This is a genomic window from Geothermobacter ehrlichii, from assembly GCF_008124615.1.
Lineage (GTDB): Bacteria > Desulfobacterota > Desulfuromonadia > Desulfuromonadales > Geothermobacteraceae > Geothermobacter > Geothermobacter ehrlichii.
Genome location: NZ_VNIB01000017.1, coordinates 43,500 through 57,332, shown reverse-complemented (window position 1 = coordinate 57,332; position 13,833 = coordinate 43,500). Strand labels below are relative to the sequence as shown.

The 13,833-nt window shown below is 64.3% G+C and carries 10 protein-coding genes; all 10 read right to left on the bottom strand.

Going from position 1 to position 13,833, the window contains the following annotated elements; translation table 11 throughout:
• Window positions 1–437: electron transfer flavoprotein subunit beta/FixA family protein (locus EDC39_RS14135; protein ID WP_148897046.1), on the bottom strand; the 437-nt coding region annotated here is incomplete at its 3' end.
• A gap of 238 nt (window positions 438–675) precedes the next feature.
• Window positions 676–1,254 carry a TetR/AcrR family transcriptional regulator gene (locus EDC39_RS14130; RefSeq protein ID WP_187426822.1) on the bottom strand — a complete coding sequence of 193 codons (579 nt, stop codon included), beginning with the start codon at window positions 1,252–1,254 and terminating at the stop codon, window positions 676–678.
• A 186-nt stretch (window positions 1,255–1,440) separates the two neighbouring features.
• Window positions 1,441–3,549: a TRAP transporter permease gene (locus EDC39_RS14125; protein ID WP_148897044.1), complete on the bottom strand. Its 2,109-nt coding sequence runs from the start codon at window positions 3,547–3,549 to the stop codon at window positions 1,441–1,443.
• A 56-nt stretch (window positions 3,550–3,605) separates the two neighbouring features.
• Complete coding sequence (locus EDC39_RS14120; RefSeq protein WP_407925440.1) at window positions 3,606–4,628, bottom strand: TAXI family TRAP transporter solute-binding subunit; 1,023 nt, start codon at window positions 4,626–4,628, stop codon at window positions 3,606–3,608.
• Window positions 4,629–4,996: 368 nt separating this feature from the next.
• A complete protein-coding gene (locus EDC39_RS14115; protein WP_148897042.1) occupies window positions 4,997–6,367 on the bottom strand; it encodes a sigma-54-dependent transcriptional regulator in 1,371 nt (456 codons plus the stop codon).
• On the bottom strand, window positions 6,364–8,166 hold the full coding sequence (locus EDC39_RS14110) for a sensor histidine kinase (RefSeq protein ID WP_148897041.1): 1,803 nt from the start codon (window positions 8,164–8,166) through the stop codon (window positions 6,364–6,366). The genes EDC39_RS14115 and EDC39_RS14110 overlap by 4 nt, the downstream gene beginning before the upstream one ends.
• A gap of 1,174 nt (window positions 8,167–9,340) precedes the next feature.
• Window positions 9,341–10,999, bottom strand: a complete 1,659-nt coding sequence (locus tag EDC39_RS14105; protein ID WP_148897040.1) for an AMP-binding protein — start codon at window positions 10,997–10,999, stop codon at window positions 9,341–9,343.
• A 19-nt stretch (window positions 11,000–11,018) separates the two neighbouring features.
• Entirely contained in the window at window positions 11,019–11,594 is a 576-nt protein-coding gene (locus tag EDC39_RS14100; protein WP_148897039.1) for a helix-turn-helix domain-containing protein, read from the bottom strand.
• Between the two features lie 181 nt (window positions 11,595–11,775).
• Window positions 11,776–12,672: a thiamine pyrophosphate-dependent enzyme gene (locus tag EDC39_RS14095; protein WP_148897038.1), complete on the bottom strand. Its 897-nt coding sequence runs from the start codon at window positions 12,670–12,672 to the stop codon at window positions 11,776–11,778.
• On the bottom strand, window positions 12,669–13,832 hold the full coding sequence (gene porA / locus EDC39_RS14090) for a pyruvate ferredoxin oxidoreductase (protein ID WP_148897037.1): 1,164 nt from the start codon (window positions 13,830–13,832) through the stop codon (window positions 12,669–12,671). The genes EDC39_RS14095 and porA overlap by 4 nt, the downstream gene beginning before the upstream one ends.
• Between the last annotated feature and the right edge of the window lies 1 nt (window position 13,833).

The following is a 13,833-nucleotide window of genomic DNA, read 5'->3' as shown; positions in this document are numbered from 1 at the left end:
ACCGCCGTGGTCAGAACCGGAATGCCGAGCATCTCGCCCAGCAGCACGCCGACCTGGCCGCTGCCGCGGTCCTGCGACTGCATGCCGGTGAAGATGACGTCAAAATTCTTCTCTCTGGCGAAGGCGGCGATGACCGAGGCGATCTGGAAGGGATCCTTTTCGTGCGTGGCGTCGTCGACCACCTGCACGCCGCGGTCGCAGCCCATGGCCAGCGCCTTCTTGATCGCTTCCTTGACCCGCGCCGGGCCGATCGACAGCACCGTCAGATCGGCGCCGCCGACCTGCTCCTTGAGCTGGACCGCCTGCTCCACGGCGTACTCGTCGTACTCGTTCATCCGCCAGGCCAGATCGCTCTCTTCGATCCAGGTCCCGTTCGCCGCCACCTTGAACCGCGACTCCATGTCCGGAACCTGCTTGATGCAGACCAGAATGTTCATCTTTACCTCCGGTTGGATTTTTGCTTCACCACGACAAGCCCCGGTACGGCCTTTGTCCGCAATCCGGTACGGCCCGGTGGCAAAGTCAGTTCAACAGCAAGGAGAGTACCAGTCCGCAAGGCGCCTCCATGCCAGGTTTTATCTCTGTCTTTTCACTATGTTGCGCGCCTCCGCAGCGTCGGCGCCGACTGTCCCGTCCGTGACACCTTATCCCGTCGTTTACAGCGGACGGCGACGCTCAGCGCGGCAACAGGCCGTTGCGGAACAGGTCGGCGTAGACTTCGGCGATCTGCGCCAGGCTCAGCGCTCCGTCCGGCTTGTACCAGGTGGCGACCCCGGCGCAGGCCTTGATCAGCGCCCGGCAGCAGAGCTTGACATCCGGCACCCGCCAGCCTTCCTGCCGCTGTCCCTCCTCGAGAATCTGCTCGATCAGCCGCTGGTAGCGATCGCGCTTGGCGATGACGGCGCGGTAGTTGTCCGGCTCCAGGTTCTTCAGTTCGTCGTCGGTCACATAGGCGCGATCGGCGCCGGTCACGATGTAGTCGACATGAAAACGAACCATGCGCCGCAACTTTTCCGAGGGCGACTCCGCGCCCTCCAGCGCCGCACTCAACCGCTCGATCATCTCGGTCATGGTCTGGTCCATCACCTCGAACAGAATCTCCTGCTTGGACGCGAAGTGATGGTAGATGCTCCCTCCCTTGATGCCGACCCTGGCGGCGAGCTCCCGCAGATTGGCTCCGAGATAGCCCTTTTCGCGAAACAGGTGGGCGGCCTCCTGCAGGATCAGGTCGCGGCGGGAAATCCGTTCGGTCATGCACACTCTCCCCATAGACAACCTAACGTTTGTTAGGCAGATTAACAAACAGCATTCTACTGTCAAGGGAAAAGTTGTCCCACCGCCCCCCCAAAAAAAACGCAAGCCATTTCCTTCACGCCCGCGTCGATCGGCGACGGATGGAAATGGCTTGCGCATTCGGGCCTGCAACAACCCGGTTTGATTTCAGGATTTCAGCTCCGCCGACAGGACCCCGGGATTCCCGGCAGGTGCGCTGTTCCGTCGCGACTGCCGAAAGTTGAAACTGAAGAGCACCGCCAGCCCTGCCAGGCCGGCAACATGAACCCACCAGGGGGCGGGCCACAACAGGCTGGCGGCAAGGCCGAGGGAAACCAGCCGCAGCGGCAGGTTGAGCCTAGCCTCCATGAAGCCCTGCAGGGCGGCGGTAAAGGCATAGAGACCGAACAGGGCAAAGAAGAAGATCATGAAATCTTCTCTCCACGAACCGCCGATAAAGGGGGTATAGGCGAACAGCAGCGGCACCACGTACAGTCCCTTGGCGATCTTCCACGACTGCAGCCCGGTGGCCATCGGCTTGGTCCCGGCGATGGCGGCGCCGGTGAAGGCGGCCAGGGCGACCGGTGGTGTGACATTGGAATCCTGGCTGAGCCAGAAGATGATCAGGTGCGCCGAAAGCAGGGCGAACGAGAGGACATCCTTGCTCAGCACCGCCTCGCGCACCATGCTCGCCATGTCGACCGGCACCGCGTCAACGATGGCCCGGGCCGCAGCGTGACTCATCGGGTTGCCGATCTCGGCCAGATGCTCGGGAGCGACAACCATGAACAGGGCCCTGGCCGCCTCGGGGATCTGGCCGCTGGCCAGCGCATCGACCAGCATGCCGTCGGCGATCAGGCCGTGCAGCGCCGGCGCCGAGAGGGTGCCGAGCACGATGTAGGCGGCGGTCACCGGCAGCCCCATGCCCAGCACCAGGGACGCCAGGGCGATCAACAGGATGGCGATGACCAGGCTGTGTCCCGCCCACTCGGTAATCATCAGGGAAAAGGTGTTGCCGATGCCGGCGGTGGCGATGACGTTGACGATCAGGCCGACACTGCACAGCAGAATGGCCGTCATCACCATGTTTTTCGCCCCCATGGCCAAAGCCTCGACGATCGCCCGGGGGCCCATGCGGTTGGGGCTGAACCAGGAGGCGACCACCACGGCGATGATACTGATACCGGCGGCATAGGTCGGGGTGAAGCCGTAGATCAGCAGGCCGATCAGCACGCCGATCGGCAACAGAAAGACGATGCCGCCCTTCTTGATCACATCGACGGCGGAAACCCTTTCGTCGTCGATAGCGTGGACCAGGCTGCGTTTGGCCTCGATGCGCACGAAGAAGGCGACGGTGGCGAAATAGAGGATCGCCGGCAGGATGCTGACCAGGACGATGGTGTTGTAGGAAATCTGGGTGTAGGTGGCCATGACGAAGGCGCCCGCTCCCATGATCGGCGGCATCAGCTGCCCACCGGTGGAAGCGGCGGCCTCGACCCCGGCGGCAAATTTGGCCGGAAAGCCGGCGCGCTTCATCAGCGGGATGGTGATCACCCCGGTCGAGGCGGTATTGGCCACCGCCGAACCGGAGATGGTGCCCATCAGGCCGGAGGCCATCACCGCGACCAGGCCGGGCCCGCCGACAAATCGCCCCGCCACCGCCCGCGCCAGGTCGATGACGAATTCCCCGGCTCCCGAACGGAGCAGAAAGGCGCCGAACAGGATGAACATGAAGACGTAGGTCGACGAAATGCGGGCGATGGTGCCGAACAGGGCGTCGTCGCCATAGATGCTGCGAAAGAGGATGGTTTCCGGGCTGAGGCCGGCGAACTTGAAAACCCCGCCGATCAGCCCTCCCCACCAGCCGACATAGGTCAGAGCGATGATGATCATCAACGGGATGAACCAGCCGGCGACCCGTCGCGTCAGTTCCAGGGCGCAAAGAATCAGGACGATTCCGGCCACCCATTCCGATGGCAGCAGGCTCACCCCCCGGTCGTAGATCGCGTCTTCCCTGGCAATCAGAAAGATCGCCGAGCCGGCCGCCAGCAGACCGAGCAGGGCGTCGAGAACCCGCCACCAGGCCGCCCCTTCCTTGCGCAGGGGATAGACCACCGCCGCTATCAGGGCGAACCCGGCGAAATGCAGGGCGTTCTGCCAGAGAGTCGGCAGCACCGAAAAGACGTTGAACCAGATGTGCAGTACGGAAACGGCCACCCCCAGCACCAGCAGCAGGCCGGCATGCAGGGGATGGACTTCGGTTTCGGACGTGATCATGGGCTTGACTCCGAAAGGGAGGCGGCCGCCCCGGCGGGCGACCGCCTCGGGAACGACTACCTGGCGATCAGATGCTCGGGAATGGCGATGCCGACTTCCCGGTAGTATCTGACGGCGCCGGGATGCAGGGGCAGAGGCAGCCCGACGATCGCCTTCTCGATGGCCATGGCCTTGGTGGCGCCGTGGATGGCGTTGAGGAAGGGAAGATTCTCGTAGATGGTCTTGGTGATCTGGTAAACGGCGTCCTCGTCCACGTCGGCCCGCACGGCCAGGAAGTTGGGCTGGGCGATGGTGCGGATCTCTTTGGTCTGTCCGGGGTAGGTGCCGGCGGGGATGACATACCGGGTCCACAGTCCGAAACCGCCGTCAGCCTGCTTCATCTGCTCGTCGGTGAAATCGAGAACGGTGATCTTGTCGCCCATGTTGGCGAAGGCCTTGGTGACGGCGCTGACCGGAACGCCGGCCGGGGTGCTCATGCCGGCCACCTGTCCGTTCTGCAGGGCATCGGCCGAGGGACCGTAACCGACATGAACGAGCTTGAAGTCCTTCTCGGCATCGAGCCCGAGGTTCTTCAGCAGCACCTTGTTCGAGCCGAGGGTGCCCGAATTCTTCTTGCCCAGGGCCATCGCCTGGCCCTTCATGCCGGCGAGATCGGCCACGGTGCCGGTCTTGGCGAACTTCTTCAGGATCGTGAAATGCTCGACGTTCTGCCAGAGCATGGTCACCGCCCGCAGCTCTTTCTGCGGGCCGATCTTGGCGATGGGCCCGGTGCCGTTCCAGGCATAGGAACCGTACAGTCCCTGCAGAATGGCGAACTGGACCTCGTTGTCGCGCAGCAGCTTGACATTCTCGCCGGATCCGGCGGAATTGATCGCCGACATGCCGATCTTCTGCTTCGGCTGCAGCTTGACCTTGACCAGGGTCGACAGGGCGACGCCGACCGGATAATAGGTGCCGCCGGTCGAGGCCGTCGCCAGCAGATAGTTGCGCTCCGTGGGCTTGGCCGCCGCGGGCGAAACCGAACCGAACAGCAGCGACAGCGCCGCAACAACCAGGGCAACCTGCCTGATACGCATCATGCTTCTCATTTTTCTCTCCTCCTCGATGGGGTGAAGGGACGTGCGTCCCGTTGACTCTGCCCGAACGGACAGCGCAAGGGCCGTGCCAAGGAAAATGGCGGGAAAAACCGCACTGGCGAACGGAGAGGAGGAGAATTTAAGCAAGATCTTGCTGACGAAAAGATCCCCTTCGGCAAAGTTTTGCCGAAGGGAAAGGACGGCTCAGGTATACCTGAATCAGTGGGGTCATGCTGGATGAAGAGTGCAAGCGCTTGACCTTGAATGAGCTTTTTAAAAACCTGAGGCGCACCCATAGGTTCATCGGTGATTTTTGAAAAGCTCAGGCAGGTTAATGGCTTGTGCTATTCGCCGGCGATGAACTCACTGATTCAGGTGAAATCCCTGCGGTCGAGACGATGGCGGGCCATCTTTTCGTTCAGAGTGCGGCGGGGCAGGTCGAGTTCTTCCATCACGGCCTGGACATCTCCCCTGTGCCGGGCCAGCGCCTGTTCCAGCAGGTGACGCTCGTACTGGCGCAGCTGCTCCCGCAACCCGACCCGTGACGCCTGTGACGCAACCGGCCGCGACGCCCCGAGAACCGCGGCCAGGCGCTGTTCCCCGGGAAGGGAAGAAAGGACGTAACGTTCGGCGATATTCTTCAGCTCGCGTACGTTGCCCGGCCAGTCGTGGGCCATCAGCAACCCGGCGGCGCCCGAATGAAGCGGCGGCGCCGGGCGGCGGTAGGTCTCTGCTGCCCGGGCGCAGAAGTAGTCGAACAGCAGCAGAATGTCGCCGCCCCGCTCGCGCAGCGGCGGCACGCGCAGTTCGACCACGTTGATCCGGTAGTAGAGATCCCGGCGGAAGCGGCCGGCGGCGCATTCGGCCAGCAGGTCGGCATTGGTGGCGCTGATCAGCCGCACATCGATCGGCCGCGGCTCGTTGCCGCCGATCCGCACCACCTCCCTTTCCTGCAGGGCGCGCAGCACCTTGACCTGCAGCGGCAGCGGCATGGTGCCGATCTCGTCGAGAAACAGGGTCCCGCCGTGGGCATATTCGAAGCGGCCGATGCGAAGGCGGTCGGCGCCGGTAAAGGCGCCCCGCTCATAGCCGAACAGCTCGCTTTCGTACATGTTTTCCGGCAGCGCACCGCAGTTGACGGCGACATAACGGCCCTGCTTGCGGGCGCTGAAATCGTGCAGACAGCGCGCGACCACTTCCTTGCCGGTCCCGGTTTCTCCCTGGATCAGAACCGGGGCGTCGGTCGCGGCGATATCGAGAATCTCCTCGCGCAGCCGACGAATGCCGGGGCAGTTGCCGATAAGGCGCTGTTCGAGATCGTCCGGACCGGCCAGCCGGCGGCGCAGTTCGCGGTTTTCAAGCACCAGGCGGCGTTTTTCTCCGGCCCGCTGGATGATGTCGAGCAGCCGCTCGGGCTCGAAGGGTTTTTCGATGAAGTCGTAGGCGCCCCGGCGCATCGCCTCGACCGCCATCTGGACATCGCCGTGCGCAGTCACCAGGATCACCGGCAGATCCCGGTCGAGCTCGGTCAGGCGGGCAAGAAAGGCCATTCCGTCCATCTTCGGCATCCGCACATCGGTCACCACCACCCCGTCCAGACCGGCGTCGATTTCGGCCAGGGCGCTCGGCGCGTCGACAAAGACCCGCACCTGATACCCCGCCAGTTCCAGCCACTGCGCCGTCGAGGCACGCATGTCGGCATCGTCGTCGATCAGAAAAACCTTTCCACTGTTTTTCGTCATTGCTCCTCCCCCGCGGTCCGATCCGCCAGCAGCGGCAGTCGCACAATGAAACGGGCTCCCCGGTCCGGATTGTTCGTTGCACGAATGGTTCCACCCAGATCGGTGACGATCCGGTAGGAGATCGACAGTCCGAGCCCCAGCCCCTTGCCGACTTCCTTGGTGGTGAAGAAGGGATTGAACAGTTCGTCCAGATCCTGCTCGGCGATCCCCGTACCGCTGTCCCGGACCTCGATTTCGACCGTCTCGGCCCGGGCGGCCACCCGAATGCGCAATTCGCGACGTTCGCTGTCGCGCATGGCGTCGATGCCGTTGCGGATCAGGTTGACCAGAACCTGCCTGAGCCGGCCGCTGCCACCGGAGACGGCCACGGCGTCGTCCGGGACCTCCTTGACCAGCTCGACGCCGTGTTCGTCGAACAGCGGAGCGGTCAGGGTCAGGGCCTCGTCGAGACAGGACTGGATCACCACCCGTTCACGCTGCTGCGGTGCCTTGTGGGCGAAAATCTTCAGCTGGGCCGTAACCGAGGCCATGTGGTCGGTAATCCGGGAGATGGCGGCGAAGGTTTCACGGACCTTCTCTTCCTCGTGGCGATCGAGCAGCAGGCGCCCACTGGCGGCGTAGGTGCGCATGGCAGCGATCGGCTGGTTCAGTTCATGAACGATGCCCGCCGACATCTGGCCGAGCGCCGCCAGCTTGCTGCTCTGCACCAGTTCGGCCTGGGCATCGCGCAGGGCCTGCTCGGTCCGGCGGTGTTCCTCGATCTCCTCCTGCAGCCGCAGGTTGATCGCCTTGATCGCCTCGGCTTCCCGGGCCTTGCGCCGGGAAAGCTGCTTCTGGCGTCGTTCGCGCATGTACATGGCGCAGGAAAACAGCAGCAGGACCAGGACGGTGCCGATGGCCGTTACCGCCCGGCTCCGCTCCCGCACCGGCGCCAGCGAAGCCAGATAGAACAGCTTCCAGCCGAGCCCGGGCAGGGATCGGGAAAGCAGCAGATAACGCTCGCCGGCGGCACGGACGATCCGCCGGTCCTCGCCCATGACCTCGACCGTCCGCAGCGGACTCAGCCGCAGGGGCTTGTCACCGTACTGTCGCCCGGCGCGGATCCGCCGGCGCTGCTCGGCGCTCAGCGGCGCCAGGGTGGTGTATTTCCAGTCGCTGCGACTGGAAAGGAAGATGACGCCGTTGGCGTCGCTGACCAGCACCGTCTCGCCACCTTCCCGCCAGTCGTCCTGCAGGGGATCGAGGTCGACCTTGACCACCGCCACCCCGGCGAACCGGCCGTCCCGGCGAACCGGGTGGGACATGAAGAAACCCGGCCGCCCGGTCGTCACCCCGATGGCGAAGAAACGTCCCTGGCGCCCTTCCCGCGCGGCGGTGAAATAGGGACGAAAGGCGTAGTTGCGGCCGACGAAACTGGTCGTTTCGCGCCAGTTGCTCGAAGCCAGGGTATCGCCGGCGGCATCCATCACATACAGGGCTTCGCTGCCGGCCTCCCGGTTCAGCTCTTCAAGGTAGCGACTGACGTCGACGGAGGGCTTCCCCTGTGCCAGCATGTTCTGCACCGAGGCATTGCGGGCCAGCACATAGGGCAGGTAGGCATAGCGGTTCAACGCCCCGCGCAGGGTGCTGGCGTAGAGCGTCAGACGTTCCTGGCCGGTCGCCGTCATCGCCTCGAGCTCGACGTCGCCGGCCCAGCGGCTGGCCTGCCAGACACCGCCGGCCAGCAGCAGGGCAAGAAGAACCACCCACAGGGGAAAAAGTCTGCCGATCGCCTTCATCTTTTCCGGCCGTTTCGTCACGGGACAACACCCTCACGACGGCGTCCGGGCCGATCCCGGTCCATCAACAACTGTTCGACAGCAAATAGATTGCCATCATTCCTGCGGCAGGGCAAAAAAACAAAACCGGCGGGTCGCGCCCCGCCAGGCGCCTTACTTTTTTCAGCGCGAAAAAAGTAAGCAAAAACGCTTTCTTTTATTGCTGTCGCGAAGGTTCGTTGCCTCTTTTGCCCGGACAGCCAAATGAGAACCGTCCGCTCTTCGTGGCAGCAGGAAAAGCATCGATCCCGGGCTCGCTGCGCTCACACGGGCCAAACGGCCCAAAGCTGCCTCGACGGAAGCGGCTGTTCAATCCGGAAACGTCTCCGTCAAGGCCGCGGCGGTGCGGCCTGGCCCATCGAGCGGCCTGCCGCTCGCTGGGAAGCTTTTTCTGCCTGTTGCGAAGAGCTGTCGCTCCTTTGATGGAACATTCGGAACCTCGACCTGCCAAACCCACGCGACAGAAATGCCCGCCGCAGGCGACGCTCTTTCTGCTTACTCTTTGGAGCGCCAAAGAGTAAGGCGCCGTCCGGGGGCGCAACCCCGGATCGACATCCATCGACCGCAAGGTCGCAAGCAAAATCAAAACCCAAACCGGCGGGACGCGCCCCGCCAGGCGCCTTACTTTTTTCAGCGCGAAAAAAGTAAGCAAAAACGCTTTCTTTTATTGCTGTCGCGAAGGTTCGTTGCCTCTTTTGCCCGGACAGCCAAATGAGAACTGTCCGCTCTTCGTGGCAGCAGGAAAAGCATCGATCCCGGGCTCGCTGCGCTCACACGGGCCAAATTGTCCGGAGCTTCCACAGAGTGAAACGTTCGTCCCGAGAACAACGGTTCCTGTCGCGACAACGGCGATGCGGCCTGGCCCATCGAGCGGCCTGCCGCTCGCTGGGAAGCTTTTTCTGCCTGTTGCGAAGAGCTGGCGCTTCTTCGATGGGACAAGCGGAAGATCGACCTGCCAAACACTCGCGACAGAAATGCCCGCCGCAGGCGCAGGGCCCTTTTCTGCGTCCTCTTTTGGGCCGGCAAAAGAGGACGGCGTCGTCCGGGGCCGCAACCCCGGGATCCACGTCAACCGACCGAAGGTCGCAAGCTAAAAAAAACGGGGAAGGCCCCCCGGCCTTCCCCGCCCGCAGCTGTTCACGTCGAGAAAACAAGCTCAGCCGTCCTGTTCCGCCTGCGCATCAATCCCCAACTTTTCCCGCGCCATCTGCCGCAGCTTGTACTTCTGCACCTTGCCGCTGGCGGTCAGCGGAAACTCCTCGACAAAAAAGACGTACTTCGGCTTCTTGTAGGAGGCGATGCGCTCGCGACAGAAATCCTGCACGTCTTCCTCGGTCAGCTCGGCCCCCTGTCGGGGAATGATGAAGGCACCGACGACCTCGCCGTATCTGGCGTCGGGGATGCCGACCACCTGCACGTCGAGTACGCCGGGCATGGTGTAGAGAAATTCCTCGATCTCGCGCGGATAGATGTTTTCGCCGCCGCGGATGATCATGTCCTTGATCCGTCCGGTGATGCGGTAGTAGCCGTTCTCGTCCACCTCGGCCTGGTCGCCGCTGTGCAGCCATCCATCGGCATCGATGGCGGCGGCGGTCTGCTCGGGCATCTTGTAGTAGCCCTTCATCACGTTGTAGCCGCGACAGCAGAGTTCTCCCGGCTGGCCGGGACCGCAGATCTCCCCGGTTTCCGGATCGACGATCTTCACCTCGATATGCGGCAGGGCCGCCCCCACCGAAGCGACCCGGTACTCGATGCTGTCGTCGGTGCGGGTCTGGGTGATGACCGGCGATGCCTCGGTCAGACCATAGGCGATGGTGATCTCCGAGCAGTGCATCTTCTCCATCACCTGCTTCATGGTTTCGATGGGACAGGGCGAGCCGGCCATGATGCCGGTGCGCAGGGTGGAGAGATCGAACATGTCGAACATCGGGTGGTCGAGCTCGGCGATGAACATGGTCGGCACGCCGTAGATGGCGGTGCACTTCTCCTTCTGCACCGCGGCCAGCGCCATCAGCGGATCGAAGGTTTCCAGCGGCACCAGGGTAACGCCGTGGGTCAGGGCGGCCATGACGCCGAGAACGCAGCCGAAGCAGTGGAACAGCGGCACCGGCAGGCAGAGCCGGTCGGCGGTGGAGAACTTCTGCCGCTCGCCGATGAAATAGCCGTTGTTGAGGATGTTGTAGTGGCTCAGCATCACCCCCTTGGGAAAGCCGGTGGTGCCGGAGGTGTACTGCATGTTGATGACATCGTGGCAGGAGAGGCTCTGCCGGACCCGGTCCAGGTCCGTATCGTCGCACTGGCGGCCGAGCTGCAGCAGCTCGCGGGTGTTGTACATTCCCCGGTGCTTCTCCTGGCCGATGTAGATGACGCTGCGCAGCTCGGGAAAACGCTCGCTTCTCAGATGGCCGCGCTGGCAGGTACGCAGTTCGGGAATCAGCTCGTAGACCGTGTCCAGGTAATTGTGGTCGCGGAAGCTGTCGATGATCGCCAGCGCCTTCATGTCGGCCTGCCTGACCACGTATTCCAGCTCGAACTTGCGGTAGAGGGTGTTGACCGTCACCAGCACGGCGCCGATCTTGGCGGTGGCGAACATGAAGGTGATCCAGTCGGGAACGTTGCGCGCCCAGATGCCGACATGGTCCCCCTTGCCGATGCCGATGGCCAGAAGCCCCCTGGCCAGGTCGTCGACCCGCCGGTTGAACTCGCTGAAGGTCCAGCGCAGGTTGCGGTCGGGATAGACGATGAACTCATGGTCGGGAAGCTGCCGCACCTGCTTTTCGAGATAATCGCCGATGGTCAGTTCGGTAAATGGCATGATGGCGACCTCCGGATCGTCAGAACGGGGCGTAGACCACGGCGAGAATGCGGGCCGGGCCGCCAACGGCGTGCACGTCGTGCGGCACGATCGAGTCGTAGTAGATGCTCTCGCCGGCCTCCAGCCGGTAGCCGGTCTTGCCCAGCCTCACCTCGATGCAGCCCTCAAGCACATAGAGAAACTCCTCTCCTTCGTGCGACGACAGGGGCGGCTCGTCCCCCTCGCGCGGCTGCACGTCGATGACGAAGGGCTCCATGTGCCGGTCCTTCTTCCCCACTCCCAGGGCGTAGAAATCGAGATTGCTCCGGCGGGCTTCCGGGTCCTTGCCGGAAAAGCGGATCACGGCCGGCGACTGCCCCTTCTTCACCACGGCAGGGCCGTCATGCGGCTCGTCGTCGAGCAGGGTTCCGAGCCGGACGCCGAGGGCGCGGGCGATGCTCATCAGCGGCGTCAGCGAGGGGACCAGTTCCCCGGCCTCAATACGGGTCAGCACGTCGACATGGCACCGGCTCTGCTCGGCCAGCTGTTCGATGGTCAGCTGCCGCTCTTCGCGCAGCTGGCGAACGCGGCCCGCAAGTTTACTGTCAGCAGACATGGGTTGATTCTCCTTTAACATCGGGATGTTATGGGATTCTGGCAGACCAGAAAACGGTGCGCAGATTAGCACAGTTTCAGGGGAGAGGCAAAGCTTGGCCGGCCGGCCCGGCGCAAAAAGCCGGCGCCGGCCGAAGACGACGGGAAAACGGGAAGGCAACTCGGGATGACGAAGGCCTGCTTCAGGCCTGGCGCCGCAGATGCTCCCAGTGCTGCCGGATGGCGTCGCGCAGCACCATGGCGGTCACCCCCGACTTGCGGAAACGCCCCTGCATGGCGAGATATTCGGCCAGGGCCAGGTCGGAGAAGTCGGGCTCGACGTTGATGGTGACCTGCCGCCCGTCGCGGATTTCCAGCACCGGGTAGAGTCCGGACTGCACCGCCAGCCGGATCAGCTGGATGCCGTGCGCCGGCTCAGATTTCCAGCCGGTGGGACAGGGAGAGAGGATGTGCAGAAAGCGGAAACCGCGGGCCGCCAGCGCCTGGCGGAACTTGCGGCCGGCGTCCTCGGGATGCGCCAGCGAGACGCTGGCCGCGTAGGGGATGCGGTGCGCCGCCATCACGGCGAGAATGTCCTTCTTCACTTCCGGTTTGCCGACCGGCGTGCTGGTGGTGGCGGCGCCGAGCGGCGTCGCCGAGGAGCGCTGGCCGCCGGTGTTGCCGTAGATCTCGTTGTCGTAGCAGATGTAGAGGACATCCTCGTTCCGTTCCGCCGCCGCCGACAGGGTCCCCATGCCGATGTCATAGGTGCCGCCGTCGCCGGCCCAGCAGACCACCCGGATCGGTTCCTCGTTGAGGGCCGCCACCCTGGCCAGTCCCGTGGCGACCGCCGCCGGCGAGGCGAAGGTCGACAGCACCACCGGCACGCCGAAGGCGGTGAAGGGATAGGAGCCGGCCGCCACGGCGCCGCAGCAGGCCGGGATCACCAGCTGCACCGGCTGCCCGGCCAGCTCGCGGCCGAACATCTGCAGGGCGATCGACATGCCGCAGCCGCCGCAGTTGGTATTGCCGGGACGCAACAGGGGACGACCCGCAGGACGCTCCTGCACGGGAATCGTTCTTTCCGCAACTTCAGTCATGCGCCCACCTCCATCACCATCGGCTCGCCGGCCGTCTCGCGGCCCAGCAGATCGTCGACCAGCTGTTCGACGTGCTCCGGCCTGACGTCGCCGCCGCCAAGACCGAGCATGTAGTTCTGCATCAGGACATCCCCGGAAACGCAGCTGCGGCACTCACCCCAGAGCACACCGCCGAAGCCGGGGCTGATGTCCCGGTCGAGCACCGCCACCCGGGCCGGCCGGCCGAGCAGCTCGCGCAGCTGCCGCGCCGGGAAGGGACGGAACAGGCGGACCCGCAGGCCGCCGGCCTTCACGCCCCGCTCTCGCAGCCGGTCCACGGCCCGCTCCACGGTGCTGGCCAGGGTTCCCATCGACAGGATCAGCAGTTCGGCGTCCTCGTACCGGTAGCCGACCAGCGGATCGGCGATCGGCCGGCCGAAGACGGCGGCGAACTCGCGCTGCAGTTGCGGATAGATGGCGAGGGCGGTGTTCATCGCTTCGTGGTGCTGGCGACGCAGCACCTCGGTCTGCTGCGGCAGCACCACCGAGCCCAGGGCGTGCGGCTGCTCGTTCAGGCGGTGCGGCACCTCGAGCGGCGGCAGGAAACGGTCGACCAGCTCCTGTTCCGGCACCAGGGTCTGGGCCATGGTGTGGGAGAGGACGAAACCGTCCTGGCAGACCATCACCGGCAGCATCACCCGGGGGTCCTCGCCGAGCCGGTAGGCGAACAGGATGGTGTCGAGCACCTCCTGGTTGTCGGCGCAGTAGAACTGCAGCCAGCCGGAATCGCGCAGCAGCAGGCTGTCACCATGATCGGCCCAGATGTTCCAGGGCGGTCCCAGGGTGCGGTTGGCGACCATCATCACCATCGGCAGCCGCAACAGGGCGGCGGTGACCACGTTCTCGGCCATGTAGGCCAGACCGTTGGACGAGGTGGCGGTGAAGGAGCGGGCACCGGCGGCGACGCTGCCGATGCAGACCGCCATGGCGCTGTGTTCGCCCTCGACGCGAACCACCTGCCCCTTTTCGATCTGCCGGGAGCAGAGCAGCTCCATGCACTCGGTCGACGGCGTGATCGGATAGACGCCGGCACAGAAACCGCGTCCGCTCCGGTTGGCCCGGGCGGCCAGGATCGCGGCCATCGCCGCGGCATGATTGGCGCTGATCAGTTCGTTTCGCATC

Bases quoted from the DNA above. Each gene is read 5' to 3' on its own strand.
- EDC39_RS14130 (WP_187426822.1), bottom strand. From the start codon at position 1,254: ATGACCGAACGGATTTCCCGCCGCGACCTGATCCTGCAGGAGGCCGCC.
- EDC39_RS14125 (WP_148897044.1), bottom strand. From the start codon at position 3,549: ATGATCACGTCCGAAACCGAAGTCCATCCCCTGCATGCCGGCCTGCTG.
- EDC39_RS14120 (WP_407925440.1), bottom strand. From the start codon at position 4,628: ATGATGCGTATCAGGCAGGTTGCCCTGGTTGTTGCGGCGCTGTCGCTG.
- EDC39_RS14115 (WP_148897042.1), bottom strand. From the start codon at position 6,367: ATGACGAAAAACAGTGGAAAGGTTTTTCTGATCGACGACGATGCCGAC.
- EDC39_RS14105 (WP_148897040.1), bottom strand. From the start codon at position 10,999: ATGCCATTTACCGAACTGACCATCGGCGATTATCTCGAAAAGCAGGTG.
- EDC39_RS14100 (WP_148897039.1), bottom strand. From the start codon at position 11,594: ATGTCTGCTGACAGTAAACTTGCGGGCCGCGTTCGCCAGCTGCGCGAA.
- EDC39_RS14095 (WP_148897038.1), bottom strand. From the start codon at position 12,672: ATGACTGAAGTTGCGGAAAGAACGATTCCCGTGCAGGAGCGTCCTGCG.
- porA (WP_148897037.1), bottom strand. From the start codon at position 13,832: ATGCGAAACGAACTGATCAGCGCCAATCATGCCGCGGCGATGGCCGCG.